Annotated in this window: 24 protein-coding genes, 2 pseudogenes and 1 riboswitch; of the genes and pseudogenes, 16 read left to right on the top strand and 10 right to left on the bottom strand. The window is 35.5% G+C overall.

What is annotated here, in order from left to right:
- Positions 1–4: 4 nt before the first annotated feature.
- Positions 5–862, top strand: coding sequence for a diaminopimelate epimerase (gene dapF / locus G5W_RS0105860; RefSeq protein WP_138918977.1), 858 nt, complete (start codon positions 5–7; stop codon positions 860–862).
- 82 nt (positions 863–944) lie between these two features.
- Positions 945–1,301, top strand: coding sequence for a HesB/IscA family protein (locus tag G5W_RS0105855; RefSeq protein ID WP_010095019.1), 357 nt, complete (start codon positions 945–947; stop codon positions 1,299–1,301).
- Between the two features lie 128 nt (positions 1,302–1,429).
- Here the strand turns inward: G5W_RS0105855 and G5W_RS0105850 are convergent, their stop codons facing one another.
- Positions 1,430–2,419: an NAD(P)/FAD-dependent oxidoreductase gene (locus tag G5W_RS0105850; protein ID WP_010095016.1), complete on the bottom strand. Its 990-nt coding sequence runs from the start codon at positions 2,417–2,419 to the stop codon at positions 1,430–1,432.
- Between the two features lie 337 nt (positions 2,420–2,756).
- Here G5W_RS0105850 and G5W_RS0105845 point away from each other — a divergent pair, with 337 nt between their 5' ends.
- The 3 genes from G5W_RS0105845 (at position 2,757) to G5W_RS0105835 (ending at position 5,325) form a co-directional block, all read left to right on the top strand.
- Complete coding sequence (locus G5W_RS0105845; RefSeq protein ID WP_010095014.1) at positions 2,757–3,971, top strand: NAD(P)/FAD-dependent oxidoreductase; 1,215 nt, start codon at positions 2,757–2,759, stop codon at positions 3,969–3,971.
- A gap of 146 nt (positions 3,972–4,117) precedes the next feature.
- Positions 4,118–4,429 carry a YuiB family protein gene (locus G5W_RS0105840; protein WP_010095013.1) on the top strand — a complete coding sequence of 104 codons (312 nt, stop codon included), beginning with the start codon at positions 4,118–4,120 and terminating at the stop codon, positions 4,427–4,429.
- Positions 4,430–4,626: 197 nt separating this feature from the next.
- Positions 4,627–5,325, top strand: coding sequence for a 3D domain-containing protein (locus G5W_RS0105835; RefSeq protein ID WP_010095012.1), 699 nt, complete (start codon positions 4,627–4,629; stop codon positions 5,323–5,325).
- Positions 5,326–5,364: 39 nt separating this feature from the next.
- On the opposite strand, the gene G5W_RS0105830 is transcribed toward G5W_RS0105835, so the two are convergent.
- The gene (locus G5W_RS0105830) at positions 5,365–5,838 is read right to left on the bottom strand and encodes a divergent PAP2 family protein (RefSeq protein ID WP_010095011.1); all 474 of its coding nucleotides are present in this window, start codon (positions 5,836–5,838) and stop codon (positions 5,365–5,367) included.
- Between the two features lie 162 nt (positions 5,839–6,000).
- Positions 6,001–6,597, bottom strand: a complete 597-nt coding sequence (locus tag G5W_RS0105825; protein WP_010095010.1) for a biotin transporter BioY — start codon at positions 6,595–6,597, stop codon at positions 6,001–6,003.
- Positions 6,598–6,845: 248 nt separating this feature from the next.
- On the opposite strand from G5W_RS0105825, the gene G5W_RS0105820 reads away from it, so the two are divergent.
- The 4 genes from G5W_RS0105820 to G5W_RS24205 all read left to right on the top strand — a co-directional run bounded on the left by G5W_RS0105820 (position 6,846) and on the right by G5W_RS24205 (position 9,444).
- The gene (locus tag G5W_RS0105820) at positions 6,846–7,214 is read left to right on the top strand and encodes a VOC family protein (protein ID WP_010095009.1); all 369 of its coding nucleotides are present in this window, start codon (positions 6,846–6,848) and stop codon (positions 7,212–7,214) included.
- 755 nt (positions 7,215–7,969) lie between these two features.
- Complete coding sequence (locus G5W_RS0105815) at positions 7,970–8,935, top strand: phosphotransferase enzyme family protein (RefSeq protein WP_010095008.1); 966 nt, start codon at positions 7,970–7,972, stop codon at positions 8,933–8,935.
- Positions 8,936–8,967: 32 nt separating this feature from the next.
- Positions 8,968–9,144: a hypothetical protein gene (locus G5W_RS24210; protein ID WP_010095007.1), complete on the top strand. Its 177-nt coding sequence runs from the start codon at positions 8,968–8,970 to the stop codon at positions 9,142–9,144.
- Positions 9,145–9,180: 36 nt separating this feature from the next.
- Positions 9,181–9,444 (top strand): hypothetical protein, encoded by a 264-nt coding sequence (locus G5W_RS24205; RefSeq protein ID WP_010095006.1) that lies wholly within the window; start codon positions 9,181–9,183, stop codon positions 9,442–9,444.
- A gap of 150 nt (positions 9,445–9,594) precedes the next feature.
- Here the strand turns inward: G5W_RS24205 and deoD are convergent, their stop codons facing one another.
- Entirely contained in the window at positions 9,595–10,302 is a 708-nt protein-coding gene (gene deoD / locus G5W_RS0105805; protein WP_010095005.1) for a purine-nucleoside phosphorylase, read from the bottom strand.
- Between the two features lie 281 nt (positions 10,303–10,583).
- Between deoD and G5W_RS0105800 the strand changes: the two genes are divergently transcribed.
- Positions 10,584–10,847: a phosphocarrier protein HPr gene (locus tag G5W_RS0105800; protein ID WP_010095004.1), complete on the top strand. Its 264-nt coding sequence runs from the start codon at positions 10,584–10,586 to the stop codon at positions 10,845–10,847.
- A gap of 51 nt (positions 10,848–10,898) precedes the next feature.
- Here G5W_RS0105800 and kapB read toward each other — a convergent pair whose 3' ends face one another.
- Positions 10,899–11,294, bottom strand: coding sequence for a kinase-associated lipoprotein KapB (kapB, locus tag G5W_RS0105795; RefSeq protein ID WP_010095002.1), 396 nt, complete (start codon positions 11,292–11,294; stop codon positions 10,899–10,901).
- A 127-nt stretch (positions 11,295–11,421) separates the two neighbouring features.
- On the opposite strand from kapB, the gene G5W_RS0105790 reads away from it, so the two are divergent.
- Together G5W_RS0105790 and G5W_RS0105780 are read left to right on the top strand one after the other, a co-directional pair.
- Positions 11,422–11,607, top strand: coding sequence for a hypothetical protein (locus G5W_RS0105790; protein ID WP_010095000.1), 186 nt, complete (start codon positions 11,422–11,424; stop codon positions 11,605–11,607).
- Positions 11,608–11,697: 90 nt separating this feature from the next.
- Positions 11,698–12,276, top strand: coding sequence for a superoxide dismutase family protein (locus G5W_RS0105780; protein WP_010094995.1), 579 nt, complete (start codon positions 11,698–11,700; stop codon positions 12,274–12,276).
- 150 nt (positions 12,277–12,426) lie between these two features.
- Here the strand turns inward: G5W_RS0105780 and G5W_RS0105775 are convergent, their stop codons facing one another.
- Positions 12,427–13,593 carry a MalY/PatB family protein gene (locus tag G5W_RS0105775; protein WP_010094993.1) on the bottom strand — a complete coding sequence of 389 codons (1,167 nt, stop codon included), beginning with the start codon at positions 13,591–13,593 and terminating at the stop codon, positions 12,427–12,429.
- A 234-nt stretch (positions 13,594–13,827) separates the two neighbouring features.
- Here G5W_RS0105775 and G5W_RS0105770 point away from each other — a divergent pair, with 234 nt between their 5' ends.
- Together G5W_RS0105770 and G5W_RS0105765 are read left to right on the top strand one after the other, a co-directional pair.
- Positions 13,828–14,508, top strand: a complete 681-nt coding sequence (locus tag G5W_RS0105770) for a sigma-70 family RNA polymerase sigma factor (RefSeq protein WP_010094991.1) — start codon at positions 13,828–13,830, stop codon at positions 14,506–14,508.
- Positions 14,509–14,543: 35 nt separating this feature from the next.
- On the top strand, positions 14,544–15,962 hold the full coding sequence (locus G5W_RS0105765; protein WP_010094988.1) for a hypothetical protein: 1,419 nt from the start codon (positions 14,544–14,546) through the stop codon (positions 15,960–15,962).
- 18 nt (positions 15,963–15,980) lie between these two features.
- On the opposite strand, the pseudogene G5W_RS22020 reads toward G5W_RS0105765, so the two are convergent.
- The 4 genes and pseudogenes from G5W_RS22020 to G5W_RS0105745 form a co-directional block, all read right to left on the bottom strand.
- A pseudogene (locus G5W_RS22020) lies at positions 15,981–17,332 on the bottom strand (glucose-6-phosphate isomerase).
- Between the two features lie 152 nt (positions 17,333–17,484).
- Positions 17,485–17,858 (bottom strand): annotated as a pseudogene (gene yugI, locus G5W_RS22015) (S1 domain-containing post-transcriptional regulator GSP13).
- Positions 17,859–17,948: 90 nt separating this feature from the next.
- Positions 17,949–18,944: a potassium channel family protein gene (locus G5W_RS0105750; RefSeq protein WP_010094982.1), complete on the bottom strand. Its 996-nt coding sequence runs from the start codon at positions 18,942–18,944 to the stop codon at positions 17,949–17,951.
- A 121-nt stretch (positions 18,945–19,065) separates the two neighbouring features.
- Positions 19,066–19,620, bottom strand: a complete 555-nt coding sequence (locus G5W_RS0105745) for a thioredoxin family protein (protein ID WP_010094981.1) — start codon at positions 19,618–19,620, stop codon at positions 19,066–19,068.
- Positions 19,621–19,807: 187 nt separating this feature from the next.
- Between G5W_RS0105745 and G5W_RS0105740 the strand changes: the two genes are divergently transcribed.
- The gene (locus G5W_RS0105740; RefSeq protein WP_010094980.1) at positions 19,808–20,863 is read left to right on the top strand and encodes a M20/M25/M40 family metallo-hydrolase; all 1,056 of its coding nucleotides are present in this window, start codon (positions 19,808–19,810) and stop codon (positions 20,861–20,863) included.
- A gap of 71 nt (positions 20,864–20,934) precedes the next feature.
- A riboswitch (FMN riboswitch) is annotated at positions 20,935–21,078 on the top strand.
- Between the two features lie 162 nt (positions 21,079–21,240).
- Entirely contained in the window at positions 21,241–21,822 is a 582-nt protein-coding gene (locus tag G5W_RS0105735; RefSeq protein WP_010094978.1) for an ECF transporter S component, read from the top strand.
- Positions 21,823–21,837 lie beyond the last annotated feature (15 nt).

Genomic DNA, 21,837 nt, shown 5'->3' with positions numbered 1-21,837 from the left:
GGGAATAATGGACATACCTTTTATTAAGATGCATGCACTAGGCAATAATTATATTTATGTTGATTTATTTCAAAACGATTTACCTGAGGAATTATTATCGGATATCGCTATAAAGGTGTCGAACGTTTATACAGGAATTGGTTCTGACGGTTTAATTTTAATCCATCCAAGTGATAAAGCTGCAGTTGGAATGAGAATCTTTAATAAGGATGGATCAGAGGGAAAGAACTGTGGGAATGGCTTACGATGTACCGCTAAGTACGCCTATGAAGCAGGAATCGTTTCCAGTAAACAGTTTACAATTGAAACTAGGTCAGGAATTGTGCAAGCTGAGGTCTTAGAAGAAAATCATCATGTGTCTGAAGTTACGATAGATATGGGGAAACCAATTCTGAGAAGGTCTCTAATACCGATGGTTGGCTCAGATATTGATCAAGTAGTAGGTGAAAAATTTGTCGTAAAAGGACAAGAATTATTCGTTACTACTGTTTCAATGGGGAATCCTCATGCAGTATTTTTTATAGATGATATTCATGATGCACCACTGTATACATTAGGGGAAGATATTGAAAAGGATTCTCGTTTTCCAGAACAAGTGAATGTTGAATTCGTGGAAGTGGTGAACGATAGTGAGCTTAACTTTCGAGTTTGGGAACGGGGTTCAGGTGTTACATTAGCATGTGGAACTGGTGCATGTGCAGCAGTAGTTGCAGCAACGCTTAATAATCATATACCTATCGGTAAACCTATCACCGTTCACCTTCAAGGTGGTGATTTAGTCATTCAGTGGGACGAGAATGGTACGGTATGGATGACTGGGGAGGCTAAGTTAATTGCAAAAGGTCTCTATCAATATGAATAAGAGACTGGAAAATCTTTTTATTTGAAAACCTTTCATGACACTATGTATACTATATAGTAAGGATACTCTAGGAGGAATAAAGATGGTAATATCGCTTACAGATAGTGCAAGTCTTCAAATTAAAGAAATGATGAAGGACGAAACAGGGAATGCACATCTACGTTTCGGTGTAAAAGGTGGCGGCTGCAGCGGATTATCTTATTCCCTCGGCTTTGATGAAGAAATAAATGAAGAACTAGATATGGTAGAAGTAATTAAAGATATTCCAGTAATTATATCGAAACTGGATATCCCAGTAATCGATGGGACGACAATTGATTATAAACAAAACCTGATGGGTGGCGGATTCAGTATTGATAACCCCAATGCCATCATGTCATGTGGTTGTGGCTCGTCATTCCGTACGAAAGAAACAGTAGGTGCGCCAGATAAATGTTAATGCAAGTCATCCGATAACTAAAAAGGTTCCAATCTTTGATGATTGGAACCTTTTTGTATTAATTTCTTGTAGTGATTCCCGAAGGTTCTTTATGTTGTTGTGGGACAAGGGACCAGTCACACATTTCTCTATTCAAACATGCTGGTAGAGTGTTTTGGTTGGACTCTTGCTTTTGGATCAATATATTGTTTTGCATTGTTTACTGCTGTTGGGCCTTCTCCAAAGCCTGTTGCAATTAATTTTATTTTTCCAGGATACGTACAAATATCGCCTGCAGCATAAATGCCAGGTATGTTTGTTTCCATTTTCGTATTGACGACAATACTATTTTTTTCAATATCTAGACCCCAGTCCTTAATCGGTCCAAGTGTAGAAATAAACCCATAGTTACAGATAACATCGTCTACATCAAGCTCTAATTTACGTTCACCTTTTACTTCTTCTAATAGGATCTTTTCAATTTTGTCAGATGCAACAATATCAGAGGCTGTAAATGGTGTTAAGATTTCTACTTTAGAATTTCTTAACACTTCAACACTATGTTCATGAGCTCTGAACTCATCACGGCGATGAATAAGTGAAACCTTCTCTGCTATCGGTTCTAGCATTAGTGCCCAGTCAACTGCAGAATCCCCACCACCTAGGATAGCCACTTTCTTTCCTTTAAATTGATTCATGTCTTTAATATAGTAATGAAGATTTACACCTTCAAACTCTTCCGAATGATTAAGGTTCAATCTACGGGGCTGGAACGCACCATTTCCTGCGGTAATAATCATCGTTTTCGTATAGTGAACTTCTCCAGTATTTGAGGTTAGCTTTAGAATGTTGTCCTCTACGCGCTCTACTGTTTTAATGGATTGTCCAAGAACAATAGTTGGGTCGAACATTTTTGCCTGTTCTTCTAAATTATCAACAAGGTCTTGTGCACGAACCTTTGGAAAACCTGCTATATCATAAATGTATTTCTCTGGGTAAAGAGCAGTAAGTTGCCCACCTGTATGTGGTAAACTTTCAATGATTTTTACGCTTGCCTGACGCATTCCACCATAAAATGCGGTAAAAAGGCCAACAGGTCCAGCGCCAATTATTGTAACGTCGAATATTTTTTCCGTCATCATCAATACCTCCATGGACAAAATTCCACTAACATCGTACCACAAATAGTTAATCTTGTAATTTTTCCAGCATATAAAGTAGATAAGTTACACTTGGTGAGGGGAAAACCCTTACAGACAGAAGTTATTCTTAAATCCTCTTTATATTGGTAATCTATTTAAATAAATATTAAGGCTTGAAAATTAGATGTAAAAGGTCTATCATATAGAGTGGACAATATATTACGAATATGTGACATCCACTTTAAAATTAGCTTTTATCTCTTTTTTTATTTTAATTCGTGAAAAATGTCACATACAAAAGTAATAGAATAATAAAAAATGGATGTGATGATGAATGAAGAAGCCTAACATCGTTGTTTTAGGTGCTGGGTACGGTGGTATCATGACGACTGTTAAATTACAGAAGTCATTAGGAGCAAACGAAGCAAACATTACATTAGTAAACAAAAATGACTATCATTATCAAACAACTTGGTTACATGAAGTATCAGCAGGTACAGTTCATCAAGATCAAGCAAGAGTTCAAATTAAAGATGTTATTAATCCACATAAAGTAAACTTTGTACAAGATACTGTTGTAGAAATTAAACCACAAGAAAATAAAGTGAAGTTAGAGAACAGTGAACTAGAATATGATTATCTAGTAATCGGTCTAGGCTTCGAATCTGCAACATTTGGTATTCCTGGACTAGAAGAAAATGCACTTATGATTAACGATATTAATTCTTCACGTTTAATCAGAGAGCATTTAGAATTTAACTTTGCTGAGTACCACAAAGATAAAAACCCTGCTCGTTTAAATATCGTTGTAGGTGGCGGTGGCTTCACTGGTATCGAATTTGTTGGTGAATTAGCGAATAAAGTTCCTGAACTATGTAAGGAATATGATATTGATAAATCACAAGTTCGTATCATTAATGTGGAAGGTGCGCCTACTGTACTACCAGGATTCGATCCCGAACTAGTAGAATACGCAATGAATTCACTGGAAGCTCGTGGAGTAGAATTTGTTACAGGTGCTTTATTAAAGGAAAGTAAGCCTGACAGTGTTGTATACGAAAAAGATGGTAAACTGAATGAAATTTCAACTCTAACTACTGTATGGGCTGCTGGTGTTAAAGCGAACTCTATCGTTGAACAATCAGGATTCCAAACAAACCGTGGTAAAATTGAAGTTCGTCCAGATATGCGTTCTCCTGAGTATGATAATGTGTTTGTAATTGGAGACTGTGCATTAATCATGAATGAAGAAAGTGGTAGACCATTCCCACCAACTGCTCAAATTGCTATTCAGCAATCTGCTACAGTTGCTCATAACGTAGTATCACTGGTTAAAGGGCATGGAGAGCTTGAAGGGTTTGAGTATAAGCCACTAGGTACATTAGCATCTTTAGGTCATAATGATGCAATGGGTGTTGTATTTGGTAATAAGAAATTATTCGGTTGGAAAGCTACATTCATGAAGAAAATGAGTGACAACCGTTACCTATTAAAATTAGGTGGTATTGGATTACTACTTAAAAAAGGTAAATTTAATTTCTTTTATTAAAAATAGTGTTTATAAGCAAAGGCGATATCTCGTCTTTGCTTTTTTTATGATTTGCTTATAGAATTGATATGTATATTTGTATTACTTTACTATATATAAGACCAAAGATTGACTTTAGACCTTCATGTAAAAGGAGAATACATAAATTGATACAACTAATTGTTTCTGTTATTTTATTTTTTGTTATCTTTTTTGGAATTGCATTTATCTTAAACATGTTACTGAGAAGAACTTGGTTGATGGCATTTATCTATCCTATTATTGTGTTATTTATTGTAGATGATATTTCAATTGGCAAGTATTTCTCATCACCAGGTGATGCATTTTCACAAGCTTTTTCTAAATTAATAACCATTAATACTTGGGATGTTGTAATCTTGTCTGCAGGTTTTCTAGGTACAATTGTTTCAGGTTTTGTCATCAAGTTCTTACGAAAAAGCGGTTATCAGATGTTTTAAAAAGGGTCTAAAAAATCAGCATAGATACGTGCTGGTTTTTTTATTATCCCCGATAATCATTTTTCTAAGCATATATTTTTTAAAGTCTATCACTTTATAGAATGTCCAACTGAAGGCTTCCAAAATACAAGTTAACTACTTACCATGAATAAAATCTTACTAGATTGGAAATGATGACATCCAGAGAGGTGTTGTTATTGAAAATCAAAAAAATTCTTAGAAGAATTGGCATGGCAATATTATTTTTGCTTGCATTTGGTACAACTCTATCCAGTCTATCCAATGTCACCTATGCAGATATTGCAGTCATGCTGAGAGAAAGCTACCCTGTTTCTGCAACGTATATGGAATCTCAACCTGCGGAACATAGAAAAGTAGCTTTAGAGGAGAAGGATTTCTTGGTGCTACAGGCTCAGGAGCAATATATATCCAGTGAACAAATTGACGGGCCGAAATCAGTGGAAGAGGCTATCAATATTCAGGATTATCCAAAAGCCACCGTAATTGCCACTGGTTATACAGCTGGGGTTGAATCTACTGGCAAAACACCAGATCATCCACAATATGGTATTACGTATTCAGGTGTTAAAGTAAAGCGGGACTTATATTCTACAATTGCAGCTGATTTAAATGTTTATCCAATTGGTACGATCTTATGGATACCAGATTACGGATTTGGTGTGGTTGCCGATAAGGGTGGGGCAATCAATGGTAATAAGATAGACTTATATTTTCCAACCGTTGAAGAGGTTTATTCGAAGTGGGGGAAACGTGAAGTAGAAGTCTATATTATTGAACAAGGTTCCGGTGATTTATCAGAAGAAGTATTAAATACACTAAATGAAAATAAAGCATTACAAGTATTTCGAGAACAAATTAATAAAAGCAAAGAATAAGGAAAAGGGGCTACATGTATAATACATTAGCCCTTTTTTTTAATATAGTTGATAAAGTGAAATAGCAACGATAATACCCGTTATCGCTCCAAAGAATACTTCTATAGGTTGATGTCCAAGTAGTTCTTTTAAATCTTCTCGTTTTTGATACTTTTCTTTATTCTCCCAGTTTTTAGCTCCGTCAATTAGTATTTGGAAATCCTTGACTAATTGATTTAATAGAGTGGCATGTGTTCCTGCGTGTCTCCGAACCCCTGAAGCATCATACATGGTGATTATACTAAATACTGCTGCTACGGCGAACAGAGTAGAATCGAAACCTTCAATTAATCCAACTGCAGCAGTTAGAGAGGTTACTGCAGCAGAGTGACTGCTTGGCATACCACCAGTACTAAAGGCTAGACCAGGTAGGAATTCTTTGGTAGCAATGAAATGAATGGGGATCTTTATGATTTGAGCGAAAACAATAGCGGATAAGGAGGACACGATTGGATAGTTAGATAAAAATTCCATGATGTTATTCCCTTCGGTTATATATTTGTTGTCATTTTATCATACTCCAAAGCCAGTGGGAATGAATATCATGTCAAGCAAAAACTTTTCCATTTTGGCATTAAATTTGATCAAAACCTAACATTAAAAGAGAGGAGGTTGAACACCTCCTCTCCCATTTCATTAAGAAGCCTTTGCAGTTTTCCAATTCATCGGTATGCGATTTGCTATCCTTACCGCAAAGATTCCAGCTAGAAATGATAATGCGATATCCTTTATTAGAAATGGTATCATTCCAGCCCATGCTGTTACATAACTAATCTCTAGTTCTAACCACGTGTTCATGGCCAAATACATGAGTGATACCCCAATAACGTAGTTAGCCGCTAGTCCTAAACATGAGGCCAATACATAGGTTGGAACAGTAGGATTTCGATGACGTTCTACTAGCCAACCAGAAAGAAGTGCAATAAAGACAAATGAAATAATAAATCCTCCCGTTGGTGTTGCTAATTGCATTGGACCAGCCTTCATACCTGCAAAAACTGGGACACCGACAATACCAACTAATATGTATGTAATCATTGCAAAGCTCCCAAGTCTCTTACCAAGCATAAGTCCTGCTAAAATTGCGAAGAAAGTCTGTAAAGATAAAGGTACCGTTGCTCCTCCAATAGGGATAGCAAGAAACGGGAACCAAACGGTGATATTCGCACCAATAGCCATTAAACAAACAAATAATGCACCAACTGTTATTTCGATTGGTTTAAGCCTTTTCATCTATTTTTCTCCTCTCTTATTAACAATAGAATAATAAGAAATACCCCTATTGTCAACCTATTATTTAAATGGTTAACAATAGGAGCTATAATGGTTTTAATATAGCACTGTAATTTTGCTTTGTTTTTAAAAATTTAGAACATATAGTTACTTTTTCGCAAAAATTATATATAATTAATTTCGTGTAACGTGCTGAATTAGTACAAAGCAAGAATAATAAGACCACTAACAGAAGGAGAAAACGAATCATGAGTAATAATTATTTAGAAGAAATACACTATTTTCGAGTTCCAGTAAATAACCTAGAACAATCTTTAAAATGGTATACAGAAGTTTTAGGACTTCAACTGAGGTTTACTCAGGATAATTTGGCAGTATTAGCACTTAAATCAGGTGCTCTTTATGTATTAGTCGAAGCAGATCATGATTCACAAGGGCATTTTACAGTTAACGGACATCCTGAATTTTCAGTTGGATTTACCACAACTAGAATTAGAGAACTTCACTCTTACCTAGCAGAAAGAGATGTTCGAGTAGAACCCATACAAGAGGATCAGGGGCATAACTTTTTCTGTTTTTACGATCCAAGTGGAAATAAACTTCAAGTTCACAACTAAATTGGTCTATAAACAGTAAAAATCCAGGGTTTCACAAGCTGTGGTTGATTTCATTTAAATAAATTGCTATAATTTTCATAATATTAAAGAAGGGAGTGAGAGGTAAAATGAGAATTCTAGAGAAGATAACCTTGGTATGTAAACATAATGCCTCTCATTCTTTTAGATCTTGTAAGGGATATTAGTTTAATCCTGAAGATTTTAGTATTGGCAAATGTAAGCATGGCTTTTGTATCGTGATAACAAACAACTAGCCACAGGGTTATGTATATAATTCTGTGGCTTATTTTATTTTTAACAGATAAGTTAAAGGGTTGCTGGTTAAGATGAAATTGCCCAATGATGATATTATTCTTCTCTACGAAATTAAAAATTGAGTGATATACCGAGGGAAAATGGGATATATCTTAAAAACTGTAAAAAGGGTTTGTTTGTTTGATTTATCGATTGGAAGAGAGTGATTACAGTAAAGTATCTAGGTTGATAGAAGTACGAATCAAGAGTTATTTATTGTGATGCAGTAATAACAAAAAATAGTTCCAGGAGAAATTTATGTGGGCAACATAATGGATCCTGCATCTTTGTTATTCGCTCCCAGCATGAAAATCACTTATGGAAAAGTTAGAAGAACCTTATTAATATTAGCAAGGATCGTTATCGTAAGAAAAATATAAACAACAGTTAAGATAGAGGATGATATCAGAATAGAGTAGCTACTTAATCCTAAGATATCTTTATTTATTGGGGGAAGAAAAATGGAACAAACAATTCTTGAATTACTTAATGAAATATATCCAGTTGAGTTAATTAAAGTCGAGTCCGTAACAGATGAGATGTATCGTTGTACTGCAAAACAAGGTGAATATTTCGCAAGAATCACAAACTATAAAAGTTATGATGAACAATTAGAGGAAGTTAATTATACAAACTTCCTATATCAAGAAGGATTAGGTGTTTCACCAACAATATCTTCATTAAATGGCAATATTGTAGAGAAGATTACACTTAACCACCATGAAGTTTTAACGGTTCTTTATAAGGCGGCACCAGGTATACACTTACCAAGAAAACAATGGAATGCTAATGTCTTAAAAGAATTAGGTCGACAAATAGGTAGATTGCATCGTTTTTCAAAAGAATATGAAAAGTTACATCCAACTAAATTCATCAACGATTGGCATGAGAATGAGGAATACGCATTTCTTAAATATATTCCTGAGGAAGAAACAGTCATTAGAACTGTTGCGGAAGAGGTTCTGTCACAAGTAAAAGATATGCCAAAAAGCGTCTCGAATTATGGCTTGTTACATGGTGATTTATGGTTAGAGAATATTTTAGTTGATCAGGATTTACAATTAACAATCGTTGACTTTCAAGATTGCGAGAAAAATTTTTATATTTTCGATTTAGCTGTTCCGATATATAGTGCAATAGAGTATTCGTTTGTCGGTGGAGGTAACATTGTTGAGTACGGAAGAGGCATAACAAGAGCAATTATCGAAGGATATCAAAAGGAAAACGAATTTTCGAAGGAAATGTTAGAAAGTCTTCCCTTATTTATAAAACTAAAAGAAATATTTGAATACAGCCTCATGCACATGTATTGGAATAAAGACAAATTATCAGAAGAACAGATAAGAATAATGAATCATTTTCGAATGAGGATTGAACATAATCATTCCTTCTTGCTCTTTAATTCAAACGATGTCGTCCTGAATTAAAGAGCTAGATATGGAAGGAGAATACGTTACGAATGAACTACGAGATTGTTAAAGTAAGTCAAGAAAATCAAGAAACACTTAGGAACTTAATACAATTTTACATTTATGATTTTACAGAGTTTATTGATGCACATGTTGAAGAGGATGGAAGATTTGGTGAATACCCTTTACAAGATTATTGGACGGAAAATAATCACTTTGCGTATTAAATTAGGTTGGACGGAAATTACGCAGGATTTGTTTTAGTGAAACTGGAGGTTACAGAAAAACAATCCTATTTTTCGATTTCTGAATTCTTTATTATGAAAAAGTATCGAAGACTAGGTTTAGGAAAATCAGTCGCTAGTGATATATTTCGTTTACATAAAGGGAATTGGGAAGTATTCGAAATTGAAAAAAATAAACCGGCACAGGTATTTTGGAGAAATGTCATCAAGGAGTTTACTAGAGGAGACTTTACTGAACGAATAGAAAAGGATATAAGAATTACACAAGTGTTTACGAGTTGAATATTATAACAATATTCGTTCTGTGCATAAATTCCCTTATACTAAGGGGCTTGAAGCAGTAATAAAAATGAAAGTAAATGAAAAAATAGGAAACGCTCGGAATACTTACCGAGCGTTTCTTATTTTTTCATTATTTACTTTTTAAACTACTTACTTAACTGCTGCTTCAAGCGCAATTTCCATCATTTCATTGAACGTAGTTTGGCGTTCCTCAGCAGTAGTTTCTTCACCAGTGATAATATGGTCAGATACTGTAAGGATAGAAAGTGCTTGACGGTCAAATTTAGCTGCAAGTGTATATAGAGCTGTTGTTTCCATTTCAATTGCTAGAACCTTATATTTAGCTAGCAATTCGTTCACTTCTTTCGCATTATCACGATAGAATGTGTCACTAGTGAATACATTACCTACTCGAAGATTTAAGCCTTTTGCAGTTCCTGCCTCATATGCTTTAAGCAATAGGTCAAAGTCCGCTAATGGAGCAAAGTCAATACCATTAAAGATTAATTGGTTCATTCTTGAGTCTGTAGTAGATCCTTGTGCAAGAATGACATCACGAACCTTAACATCCTTTTGAATGGCGCCACAAGTTCCAACTCGAATTAACTTTTGAACATCATAACTTTGAATTAATTCGTTTACATAGATGGAGATAGAAGGTACACCCATACCTGTTCCTTGTACAGACACTCTTTCTCCTTTGTACGTTCCTGTAAATCCATACATTCCACGAACTTGATTATATTGAGTTACATCTTCCAAGAAAGTTTCCGCAATATATTTAGCACGTAACGGATCTCCAGGAAGTAATATTTTGTCAGCGATCTCGCCTTTTTTTGCTCCAATATGTACACTCATGTTTTATTCCTCCTAATATAACTTGATGTAATAACTAGCCTATATGAGCTAATGTGAAAAACTATCATGACTACAACTGTGAAATCTTTCCTTTCATACAAAATAAAGTTATCATAACCCTTCTGTAAAGACAAATAATTACCTAACATATTAGTTTCAATCTAGACAAAAATTGTTTATAATATAGATAGTTCAATTATTCACGAGCATTTATCTGTATAATTGATAAGAAAGTACATAAAATTTGTACTAGCGAATATTAAGTTGGAAGGATGAAAATAATGAAAGAACAAACTTTTACAATTACAGCGGATACTGGTGTACATGCACGCCCAGCTACTTTATTAGTAAATAAAGCAGGACAATATCAATCAGAAGTCGAACTTACTTATAATGATAAGACTGTAAACTTGAAGTCCATTATGGGTGTTATGTCTCTAGGAATTCCAAAAGGTGCTGAAATTAAAATTTCTGCTACTGGTAATGATGAAGAGGAAGCAATCCAAGGTCTTGCTGAAGTAATTAAAGAAAACTTAGGTGAGTAATAAAAAGGCTGTTTTAGGAAATATTCCTGTAACAGCCTTTTTAGGTTTGTATTATTCATAATAACGACCGGTATAATAACTGGACTCAACAATTTCTAGTGCTTTGAGTGCCTGATTATTAAATGTAGTATCCTTACTTGCTAGTTGCGCACGATACGTTTCTACAGCTTCTTTGAGTGATATGCCATAATCTATATTACTTTCTTTAAAAGGGGTGATGACTCCCTTTAGAACATAGACCTTTTCAAATTGAGACAAAGCTTTTCTTTCATGGAATACTACATTTTCCACTTGTTTTGGGTGGTGTAAATCACCTTGCATGGGATGTTTTAACACAGCATTAATCTTAAGTAAATATTTATCTTGTTTTTCTTCGATAATCTCACCTACATAAATCCCCGATTTATATGGAGCTTGGACTAAATCTCCAATTGATAAATCACTCATCAAAAACAACTCCTTTCGTTATATCTATTTTGCCAAATTTTCAACAAATTAGCGAACATATATATTCATGCTTTAAACATATGCAACAAATTTGATATACTGATTCAAAGAAGGACGTGATGAGAGCATGATGCCATTTTTGTATTTTCCTGAGGATAAATCAGAATATATTCCTGCGGTTATAACTTTAGCGATTTTTATTATAGCAGCAGTAGTAGCACTATACTTTTTCCTGAAACACTCAAAGAAACAAGAAGAAAAGTTTAATAGGGAGTACCAACAAAAATTAGAGGAACAAAATAAGTCTAATTAAAAGACAAGGGCTACCTTGTCTTTTTTTATGTGTTTATCCTTACCTTTTTTGCGAATACTATCTTTATCATGCAAAAAAGGAGTAGTGGAGATGCGTATCATACTTTTATTCCTTTTATCCATTAGTGTTTTAACAGCCTGTCAAAGTAAGGAAGAAACATCGAAATCAGTGGAGATGTATAATACATCTGGTGATATGGTTGGTACTGCCGAATTACTTGAGTCTCCTGATGGGATCCAGGTGAAATTAAAACTCGAAGGATTAACGCCAGGTTTACATGGAATTGCAGTCCATGAGTACGCTAAATGTGAGGGGCCTGACTTTAAGACGGCAGGAAATCATTTAGATCCAGAGGGGAAAGAGCATGGACTAATACATCCTAAAGGGGCCCATCTAGGTGATATGCCAAATATTGAAGCGGATGCTGGTGGATTAGTTGATGCTGACTTAATGTTACCAAGAGCAACCTTAAAAGAAGGAAAGATGTCTATTTTAAGAGGAGAAGGAACCTCTTTGATTGTAAGTGAAGGGCAAGATGATGGGGTGTCACAACCGAGCGGTAATGCTGGAGCAAGAATTATCTGTGGCGAAATTAAATCAGGCAAAAAAGCGGAGGCAACAGAGTCACCGACAGATCCGACAGAATTTAATGAGGAGCAGCAAGAATAAACCAACGAAAATAGGAGTATCATCGAAATAGATGCTTACTCCTATTTTTAATAAACCTTAATATTAATTATGGTAAACCTTTATAGCTCGGTCAAACTAGTTGGAAATAATTCTAATACCTACACCACTCATTTCCCTAGGGGATACTTGTTATCTATTTTGTAGAGCATCAATTATCCTGTTAACGCCTTCTTCAAGAATAGCTCGAGGACAAGCGATATTCATCCTCATAAATTGATCGCCTTCTTCCCCATACTCTACCCCAGCGTTTAAGCCTACTTTCGCTTCCACATTAAAGAATTTACGTAAAGCTTTGGAGTCTAAACCTAAAGCACTACAGTCTATCCATACTAAATAAGTACCTTCCGTGATAGTTACTTGAAAAGGCGTATGTTTCTCAATTTCTTCTTTTACATAATCATAGTGACCTTTAAGAATCTCTCGTAATCCGTCCAACCATGCTTCCCCATGATGGTATGCAGCTTCTAATGCGGTCGTTCCCATGGTGTTTAATCCATGAAATCCTTGATTTAAAAATTGTCGTTCTAGCTTTTTACGCATTATTGTATTAGAAGTAATCGCATAGGAAGCTTGCAAACCTGCCAAATTAAAAGTTTTGGATGGGGCCATACAAGTTATTGTTCGATCAGCGATTTCTTCTGATAAAGATGCGATTGAAATATGATTGTGATCTGGATATGTTAAATCACAGTGGATTTCATCCGATATAATAAGTACATTATACTGTTTACAAAGCTCTGCAATCTTAGTTAATTCTTCCTTTGTCCATACTCTACCAATTGGGTTATGAGGATTACAAAGAATAAAAGCTTTAACACCATTCTTTAACTTCTCCTCAAAGTCTTGGAAGTCTATTTGGTAATAGTTGTTTTCTCGAATTAATGGACTCTTAACTATTTTTCGATTATGTGCTTTAATTACGTGATAAAAGGGTGTATAGACTGGTGTCTGGATTAGTATGGAGTCATTTGGTTCAGTTAACGATTGGATAGCCATATGTAGCGTTGTAACGACACCAGGACTAAACGAGATCCATTCCGATTGAATCGTCCATTGATGCCTTCTAGAAATCCAACTTACAATCGAGTTTTTCACAGAATTATCTGCTATAGTATAACCATATATACCATGCTTGGCCCGTTCGATGATGGCTTGGTTAACTGCATCTGGAGCTTTAAAATCCATATCAGCAACCCACATAGGCAGTACATCTTCAGAGTGAAATAGTTCTCTCACCATATCCCATTTTACGGAACGAGTATTTTTTCGGTTATGTACCGTTTCAAAATTTTCCATAGTAATAGCCTCCCAGAATATCATTAATGTCATTATATCCTAAAAAAGCCAAAAAAAAGAGCAAAGCGTTCATAACGCCTTGCCTACAGGGGGAATACGAGAAAGTCTTACGTTAATAGTTATACCCTGTTAGAATAAAATTAAACCTATGTTTTTAATTTTTTTTCGTAATCTTGAAACTTTCCCATAATGGGATATGTTTACATACAGATGATCCAGACAAGGGGGATACCAATGCAAGGAGAAGGTGCAATTCATTTCGATTCCAATGACCCGAAAGCCTTGGAGCATATCGTTGAACGGTATAGAGTAATAGCGGAACGATTATGCTTTCAATATGGGGTGAAACCAAAGGAAATATCCACGGTAGTACAAGATGTTTTTATTAAGGTTGACCAGAAGATTAAAAGACAAGAACCTGGAAGTTTATCTAGCTGGTTTTATCATGTGGTCATTCGAACACTTAGAGAATATGAAAGTAAACAAAAAAAAGCCAAAAAGATAGGGCGTGCTTTAGACGAGCCTATTAGTTATGGTTATTACTTAGAGAATCACGGACATATATCGATACAAGATGCTTTAGCTAAGCTGGATAATAAATATAAACTCCCACTTATTTTAAATCACTATCACGATATAAAGTTGGAAGATATTTCAACTATTCTTAAAATGAATCAAGAAACGATAACAAAGAGAATCCAGCAAGGGGAAAACCTACTATCAGATTCATACAAGGAGGCAGCCACAAAAAATCCTTACCTAGTTGATAAGTTTGAAGCTGTATTCCGTGATCTGAATTATCGTTATCAACTTTTACCTGAATTTACGAGTACGGTAGATATCATGACAAGGGTAGAGCAGTCTAGAAAAAGAATCATTGGAAAAAATATATTGCTCCTGTTGGAGCGGTCGTAGGCCTTTGTGTTTTTGCTGTTTTTGGGTTGAATTATATGCAAGAACAAAAGGTTGCGATAGAGGCTGCTAAGGAGATGGAAAAGTCGAATCAGATGCCAAATCCAATAGACACAGATCAAGTTAAAGAGGAGCGGGAGCTTAATCCAGAAATTACTGAATATCTTGAAAAAGCAATTGATAATTTTGCATTAGAATTAGGGCTTGAAGATGTAAGTGACTTTCCTATTGTTGTGGAGGTCCAGACTATTATCTATGATTTGTATCAGAGTCCTGATCATGTGATAGGTACGGATGTGTCGGAAACGAAAAATTATATTGATATGATGTTAACTCCTCCAGCAGCACAGTTAGAGAAGATGAAAGCTCCTCAAGATACAGAGGCGTATTCATTAATGGAAACATTTGGTGTTTATTATAATTATGAATATCACTTTCAGAATTATTTAGCTACACTACTTTCTGAATTGCCAATTGAAGAATATGATGTTATCTATGAACTGCAGGATAATCCTGAGAATTACAACGGACCTGAGGATATTAAAACACTATTACAGATTTTTAATGAACAAGGCTATCTAGTTAAAAAGGATCCATTTGATAATTATTTAGTGGTTGATATTGATGTGGGAAGGTTGAAGAATCAGTTAGCCGAAAAAGGGTATGGAGATGCCTATTTAGCCTATTTAGATTATTATGTGGTTGCCCATGATTTCGATTGGAACAATTGGAAGGAGTTAGCTAATATTTTAATAGAGGCTGAATCCCTATTAGTAACATATGGTGATTCCTATAATAGAGAGATGCGAAGAGAACTATATAATAGTATAGAACAGCATTTGTATAGCTATTTACGATACTGGGGAGACGTTTACGAAGTTTCGGAGGAAGAAAAGAACGAATATTATTCATTTATTAACAATTATCCCGATACCAAAGTGGCACAAGTTGTGCAGAGCTACTTATCTGAATGGGAAGCAAATGATTGGAAGAGAACGCAAGGACATTCGTATACCCCAGAGCCAATAGACTTACTCTTTGAATATGATAATGTTAACTATGAAGATATTGTTGTAATGGGTAGATGGCCATTTGTGGGTGGTATTGGTGCGGTTTATAAAGAATATAGTAGCAATTTGGATACAACCTACTTATTAAATTTAAGTCCCTTCGAGATAGTAGCATTATTTGGTTATTCTTATGAGAAGGAAGATAAGGAAACCTATTCCACTTTATTATCGCAAAAAACTTATCAACCAGCCGTTACAAAATGGGAAGATCTAAGAAATTTAGCTGGTTATGCACTAACAGAATATCATGATGATGATTCTGCGTCGGTTATTTTTACGGATTGGGAAAAAATGGATGTAGGGAAAACGAAATTATTAACAATAGAAATGATAAAAGATAATGATATATGGAAAATAAAACATATACAAAAAGACAGCCCCAATTAATTGGAGCTGTCTTTCTATTTACTTCAAGCGTTTTTCTAATTCCGCTTTTTCCGCTTCAAAGCCAGGTTTTCCTAATAAAGCAAACATATTCTTCTTGTATGCTTCCACACCAGGCTGATCAAATGGATTTACTCCTAATAGGTAGCCACTTAATGCACAAGCCTTTTCGAAGAAATACACTAAATAACCAAACGTATACGCATCCAGTGCAGGTACATCAATAATAAGGTTTGGAACCCCACCATCGGTATGTGCAAGTAATGTACCTTGGTATGCCTTATCATTTATCTCATGAACGGTCTTACCTGCTAAATAATTCAAGCCATCAGAGTCGTTTTCTTCTACTTCTAATGTTAAATCTATTTTAGATTGATTTACATGGATTACAGTTTCAAATAAATCACGGCGACCATCTTGAATATATTGACCTAATGAATGGAGGTCAGTTGAGAAATTAGCAGAAGTTGGGAATATCCCTTTTTGGTCTTTTCCTTCACTTTCTCCATAGAGCTGCTTCCACCATTCAGAGAAATATTGAAGGCTTGGCTCGTAATTTACAAGCATCTCAATTGTTTTACCTTTATTGTACAGAATATTACGTACTGCAGCGTACTGATAGGCAATATTTTTTCTAGAGAAGGTTCGTTAAAATCAGTTGATGCATCAGTAGCACCTTGCATGATATCATCAATGTTAATTCCACTAACAGCAATAGGAAGAAGACCAACTGCAGTTAGTACCGAGAAACGTCCACCAACATCATCAGGAATAACGAAGGTTTCATAACCTGCTTCATCAGCAACTCCTTTTAAGGCACCTCTCGCCTTATCGGTGGTTGCATAGATACGAGATTTCGCTTCTTCTTTTCCGTATTTTTCTTCTAAGTGTTTCTTGAATACACGGAACGCGATAGCTGGCTCTGTTGTTGTACCACTCTTAGAAATAATATTGATAGAGAAATCTTTACCTTCTAATACATCGAATAATTCCTGCATATAAGTCGAACTCATATGGTGTCCAACAAAAATAATTTGAGGAACCTTACGTTGCTCTTTTGTCAGCATACTTTGGAATGAGTGGTTAAGCATTTCTAAAGCAGCTTTAGCACCTAAGTAAGAACCACCAATCCCGATAACTAGTAGAATATCGGAGTCTTTCTGAATTTTCTCTGATGCTGCTTTAATACGTGAATACTCTTCTTTGTCGTAATTCTTCGGAAGATCTACCCAACCTAAAAAGTCATTACCTGGACCTGTTTTATTATGTATTGCGTGATGGGCAACCGTTACGAACTCAGATAAATGATCTAATTCATCTTTGTTCATGAAATCTAATGCATGTTGATATGAAAATTGTATGTGTGTCATAATATCCTCCTTCTAAAAAGTCATTATAAAATAGTTTTCGCTTTTATGAAAACAAAATACTGTTAAATAAATATATTTATAGATGAAGAGGCTTCTCCCATCAATATTACGTAACCGTAACGTTGATGGGGGAAGCCTCTAGCAGTCAATATTTATTAGTTCTTAAATTCAGATTGTTCAATCCACTCTTCTAATTTTTCTTTTAGAGTGTTGAATCCAGAAGTATTTTCTTCCAGTTTTACAGCTTTTTTAGCCTGTGGTTTAGTTTGTTGTTGTTTTTTTGGAGGCTCTTCTGTAGCACGAATAGATAAAGATACTTTATTTTTTCTTCATCAATACTTAGTACTTTTACTGATACCTCATCACCAACTGTTAGATGGTCATTAATATCTTTAACAAAACCATGTGTTACTTCTGAAATATGAACTAAACCTTGTACTTCTTCATTTAGTGCAACGAACGCACCGTATGGTTGAATTCCTGTTACTTTCCCTTTTAATATCTGTCCTACTTCTAACTTCTCTGCCATGCTGAACATCTCCTATACCTATGTTTCTGTTTCTTTTTCACACAATAAATAATTTTATCATAGATTTTGGATTAGGGCAAAATTTTAAGATTACCATTGAATAGATGTGATTAGGATGTCCTCTTTTTCTATGACAAAATCTTTTGCTGGGTTGAGGATCCATTCCTCATTTCTTATAACTCCGATTAGTAGAGAATCGGTTGTTTTAAGTGAATACATCGCCTCAATATATGGCTTATGGATAAGTTCCTCGGGAACGAGAAAATGATGAAACTGTTGCGTTTTTAGTAAATGTAAAACTGTTTCGAAGGGCTTTGACTTGCTTTTGAATACCTCTTGAAAGAGTAATGCACTCATAAAGTCATTAGGGCGCAGTATCGTATTTGCACCTGCACGGAGGGCATTATCAATTTGACTCATCGTCATAATTTCAACAATAATTGGAATGGATGCATGATTCCCTCTTACAGCAACTACAGTTAGAATCGATTGATTGTCTGCTTGTTTCTCAGCTTTATGGTTGTCAGCGCTGATAACGACTTTTGCCGCTTCGGCAATATTTGCTTTCTGTAAATAATAATCATCTGTAGGATCCCCGTGAATAAAATGAATCGGGAAGGCTTGATAAGACATCTCAGAGAGTGTTTGATCAATTAGCACGATTTCTGCTTTGGAATCCTGTTTTAAGATATGATCCATAAGAATACGAGTTCGTTCATTCCAGCCTACCAGAATGATGTGGTTCTTACCTTTATACGTTACTTTCCCTTGCGAAAGATCGTTTTCATGTTGAACAGTTGCCGCTGCAAATTGGGTAATATAAAAGGTTAGTAAGCCTCCTCCAGTAAGAATTAAGACAATACCTATAAATCGTCCAAGAGTAGTCAAGGGGACAAAGTCTCCATAACCAACTGTTGCTCCTGTAACGACAGCCCACCATATTCCATCAAAAATAGTTGGGAATTGTTTCGGTTCGATAAAGTGTATTACCGTTCCGAAGAGAATCATCACAAATAATATCGTTAGGAACAATCGAATAAGGATGGGAAGTCGAAAGTAAATATGTTTAAAGAGCTCTATATTCATTTTCTCACCTTACCATGTATGTGTTTAGTTAGTATGTACGATTGATGCAAAACTATTAGTATTCTTGATTCATTCATGAATAAAAAAAACCTACACGTGGGTGTAGGTTAAGGTATCTTAATCAAATTTTGGACAGCGTTTGTTTTAAGCTAGTGTATACTTCATTCCAAAAAGATTTTTCGGAAACAAATGTTTGTGTCATCGTTTTAATCATTTGGTTAAACTTCTCTTTGTACTCCTCTGAATCTTGTGAAGGTAAGTCTTTTCTTATTTCATCAACAAAGTTTTGAATGTAATCAGCACGTGGCCCCCATTTAGCAACTTCATTTCCCGCATCATCGATAAAAATAAAGATGGGGATAGAACGTGATTTTCCATTGGTTAAATATTGATCCATTAGCTCGAGATTTTGGTCACGAAGTAACATACGAACCTCCATATTCGTCTTCTCAGCCAGGTGAAGTAGAATAGGTGTATTTAACATTGCATCACCACACCAATCTTCCGTTATAACGATAACCCGTAATTTTTTATCACGTAGTGTGGAGAAGAAGTCCGTATCCTCTGGTAGTGTATAGGAATGATAAATATGTAGTAGATTTTCTTTATGTGTTTCCATCGCATCGATGTATTCCTGGTGTGTCATTGCCTTGTTGAACCAATCGTTTAATGTCATGGGATATCCTCCTTAGTTCATTTCATTTTTTAAAAAAAGTTAAGTATTTACTTAGATGTCTCGTTTTAGTCACTTACGCTTTTCCTATAAATTGTAACATATTAGATTTTTGCGTAAATAATTGTGCTTGGGTAGGATTATTTTGTTATGATAAACCTAAGATATACATACAAAGGAGTTGCCTAGTTTGGACAATACTAATCGAGATTTTTTATTAGAACTATTACGTACACCATCTCCCTCGAGTGATGAGGTGCAAATCCAAAGAAAGATGCTAGCTTATTATAAGGAATTTGCTGATGATGTCTTAACAGATAATGCAGGGAATGTAATTGGTGTATTGAATCCGGAAGCATCATTTAAAGTGTTGCTTGCTGGGCATTGTGATGAAATAGCTTTAGTTATTAATCGCATTGATGAGAATGGCTTTCTACATTTTGATAAAATGGGCGGAATCAATCCGAAAGCAGCGGTTGGCATGAAGGCAACGGTATTAGGATACGGGAAAACTGTAACAGGTGTAATTGGTGTAAATGCCCAGCATCACGGCGGTTTGAAAAATGATTTTGATTTAGATGATTTGTTCATCGATTGTGGCTTCAGAACAAAAGGAGAAGCGGAACAATATGTTCAAATCGGTGATTTAGTAGTTTATAAAACAGAGCCTGAAATTTTACTGGACCGCTATGTATCTGGAAGAGGTCTTGATAACCGTACAGGTGCCTTTATTGTGGCTGAGGTGCTAAGACAGTTGAAGAAAAAAGGGTGCAAGGTTGGCGTGTATGCTGCTAGCACAGTAAATGAAGAGACAAATATGGGTGGTGCATACTTTGCTGCTGCTGGAGTAGAGCCAACCATGGCAATTGCTTGTGATGTTACATTTGCAACTGATTATCCTGGTGTGAATAAAAATAAGTATGGAGATGTCCGTCTGGAAAAAGGACCTGTACTTGCCAAAGGAGCTCCAATAAATCGGAAAATTAATGATTTATTGGAAAATACGGCAAAGAAATTACAAATGGATGTACAATATGAATTAACACCACGACATACTGGAACTGATGCCGATAAAATGCGCTATACCGGACGAGGAGTTCCTGTTTCACTAGTTTCTTTACCATTACGATATATGCATTCCCCGGTGGAAACTGCAAGTCTTGATGATATCGATCAAGAGATTAATCTTTTAGTAGAGATGATAAGTAATTTAACAGGAGAAGAAAGCCTTAATCCATTAGATTAATGAATATTGAGCAATCCCCTTTTCAAATGATGAGAAGGGATGTATAATGTTAGTTGACAATAAAATATCGATTCCATCTTCGGGGCAGGGTGAAATTCCCGACCGACGGTAATGAACAAAGGTTCTAAGTCCGTGAGCCATTTGAACTTCATCAAATGGTTGACCTGGTGCAAATCCAGGACCGACAGTTAAAGTCTGGATGGGAGAAGATGTCGAGCTGAACTTTGGTACAATAAGGTACCTTTATTTCCTATTGATTAATGATGAACCCTAAAGCCCCGGTTAGGTCAGGCTTTAGGGTTCTTTCGATGTTTAGGAATAGGCTATCCTTCATCACGAGATTGGAATCGATAACTAGATGAAGGAGGAGTATGATGATGCAACAAACTAACAAGCAATCATCCAACTTAGCAAGACTCATTATTTTATCTTTACTGGGAGCCGTTTCGTTATTATTATTCTTTATTAATTTTCCACTCCCATTACTACCTAGCTATTTGAAGGTTGATTTTAGTGATGTACCAGCTATTATGGCAACACTAATATTCTCCCCGTTAGCAGGTGTAATCGTGGTAGCGATTAAGAATGTGCTTTATTTAGCAGTTGGTGGTGGAGAGATAGTTGGTGTAGCGGCAAACTTCCTAGCAGGTGCTTTACTAGTTCTTCCAATCGGAATCCTTTACCACAAATTTAAGAGTGTGAAAAGTATTGTGTCCGGTCTGATTACTGGAACGATTATAATGGCTGTCGGCATGGGAGTATTTAATTACTTTATCCTTTTACCTGCTTATGGTCTCATGATGGGGTGGGATGTGACACACTCATTTATGATAGGTACTATTTTTGTAGGTATTCTCCCTTTTAATATTATTAAAGGCATTATTGTTGGTGTACTATTTGTACCTGTATTTATCAAGATGCGTCGCTGGATAGAACAGCAACAAGCCAAATTTGTATAACCAAACAAAAAAGAC

Source organism: Ornithinibacillus scapharcae TW25 (assembly GCF_000190475.1).
In the GTDB taxonomy this organism is placed as follows: Bacteria; Bacillota; Bacilli; order Bacillales; family Amphibacillaceae; genus Ornithinibacillus; species Ornithinibacillus scapharcae.
This window is presented reverse-complemented; position numbering and strand designations above follow the sequence as displayed.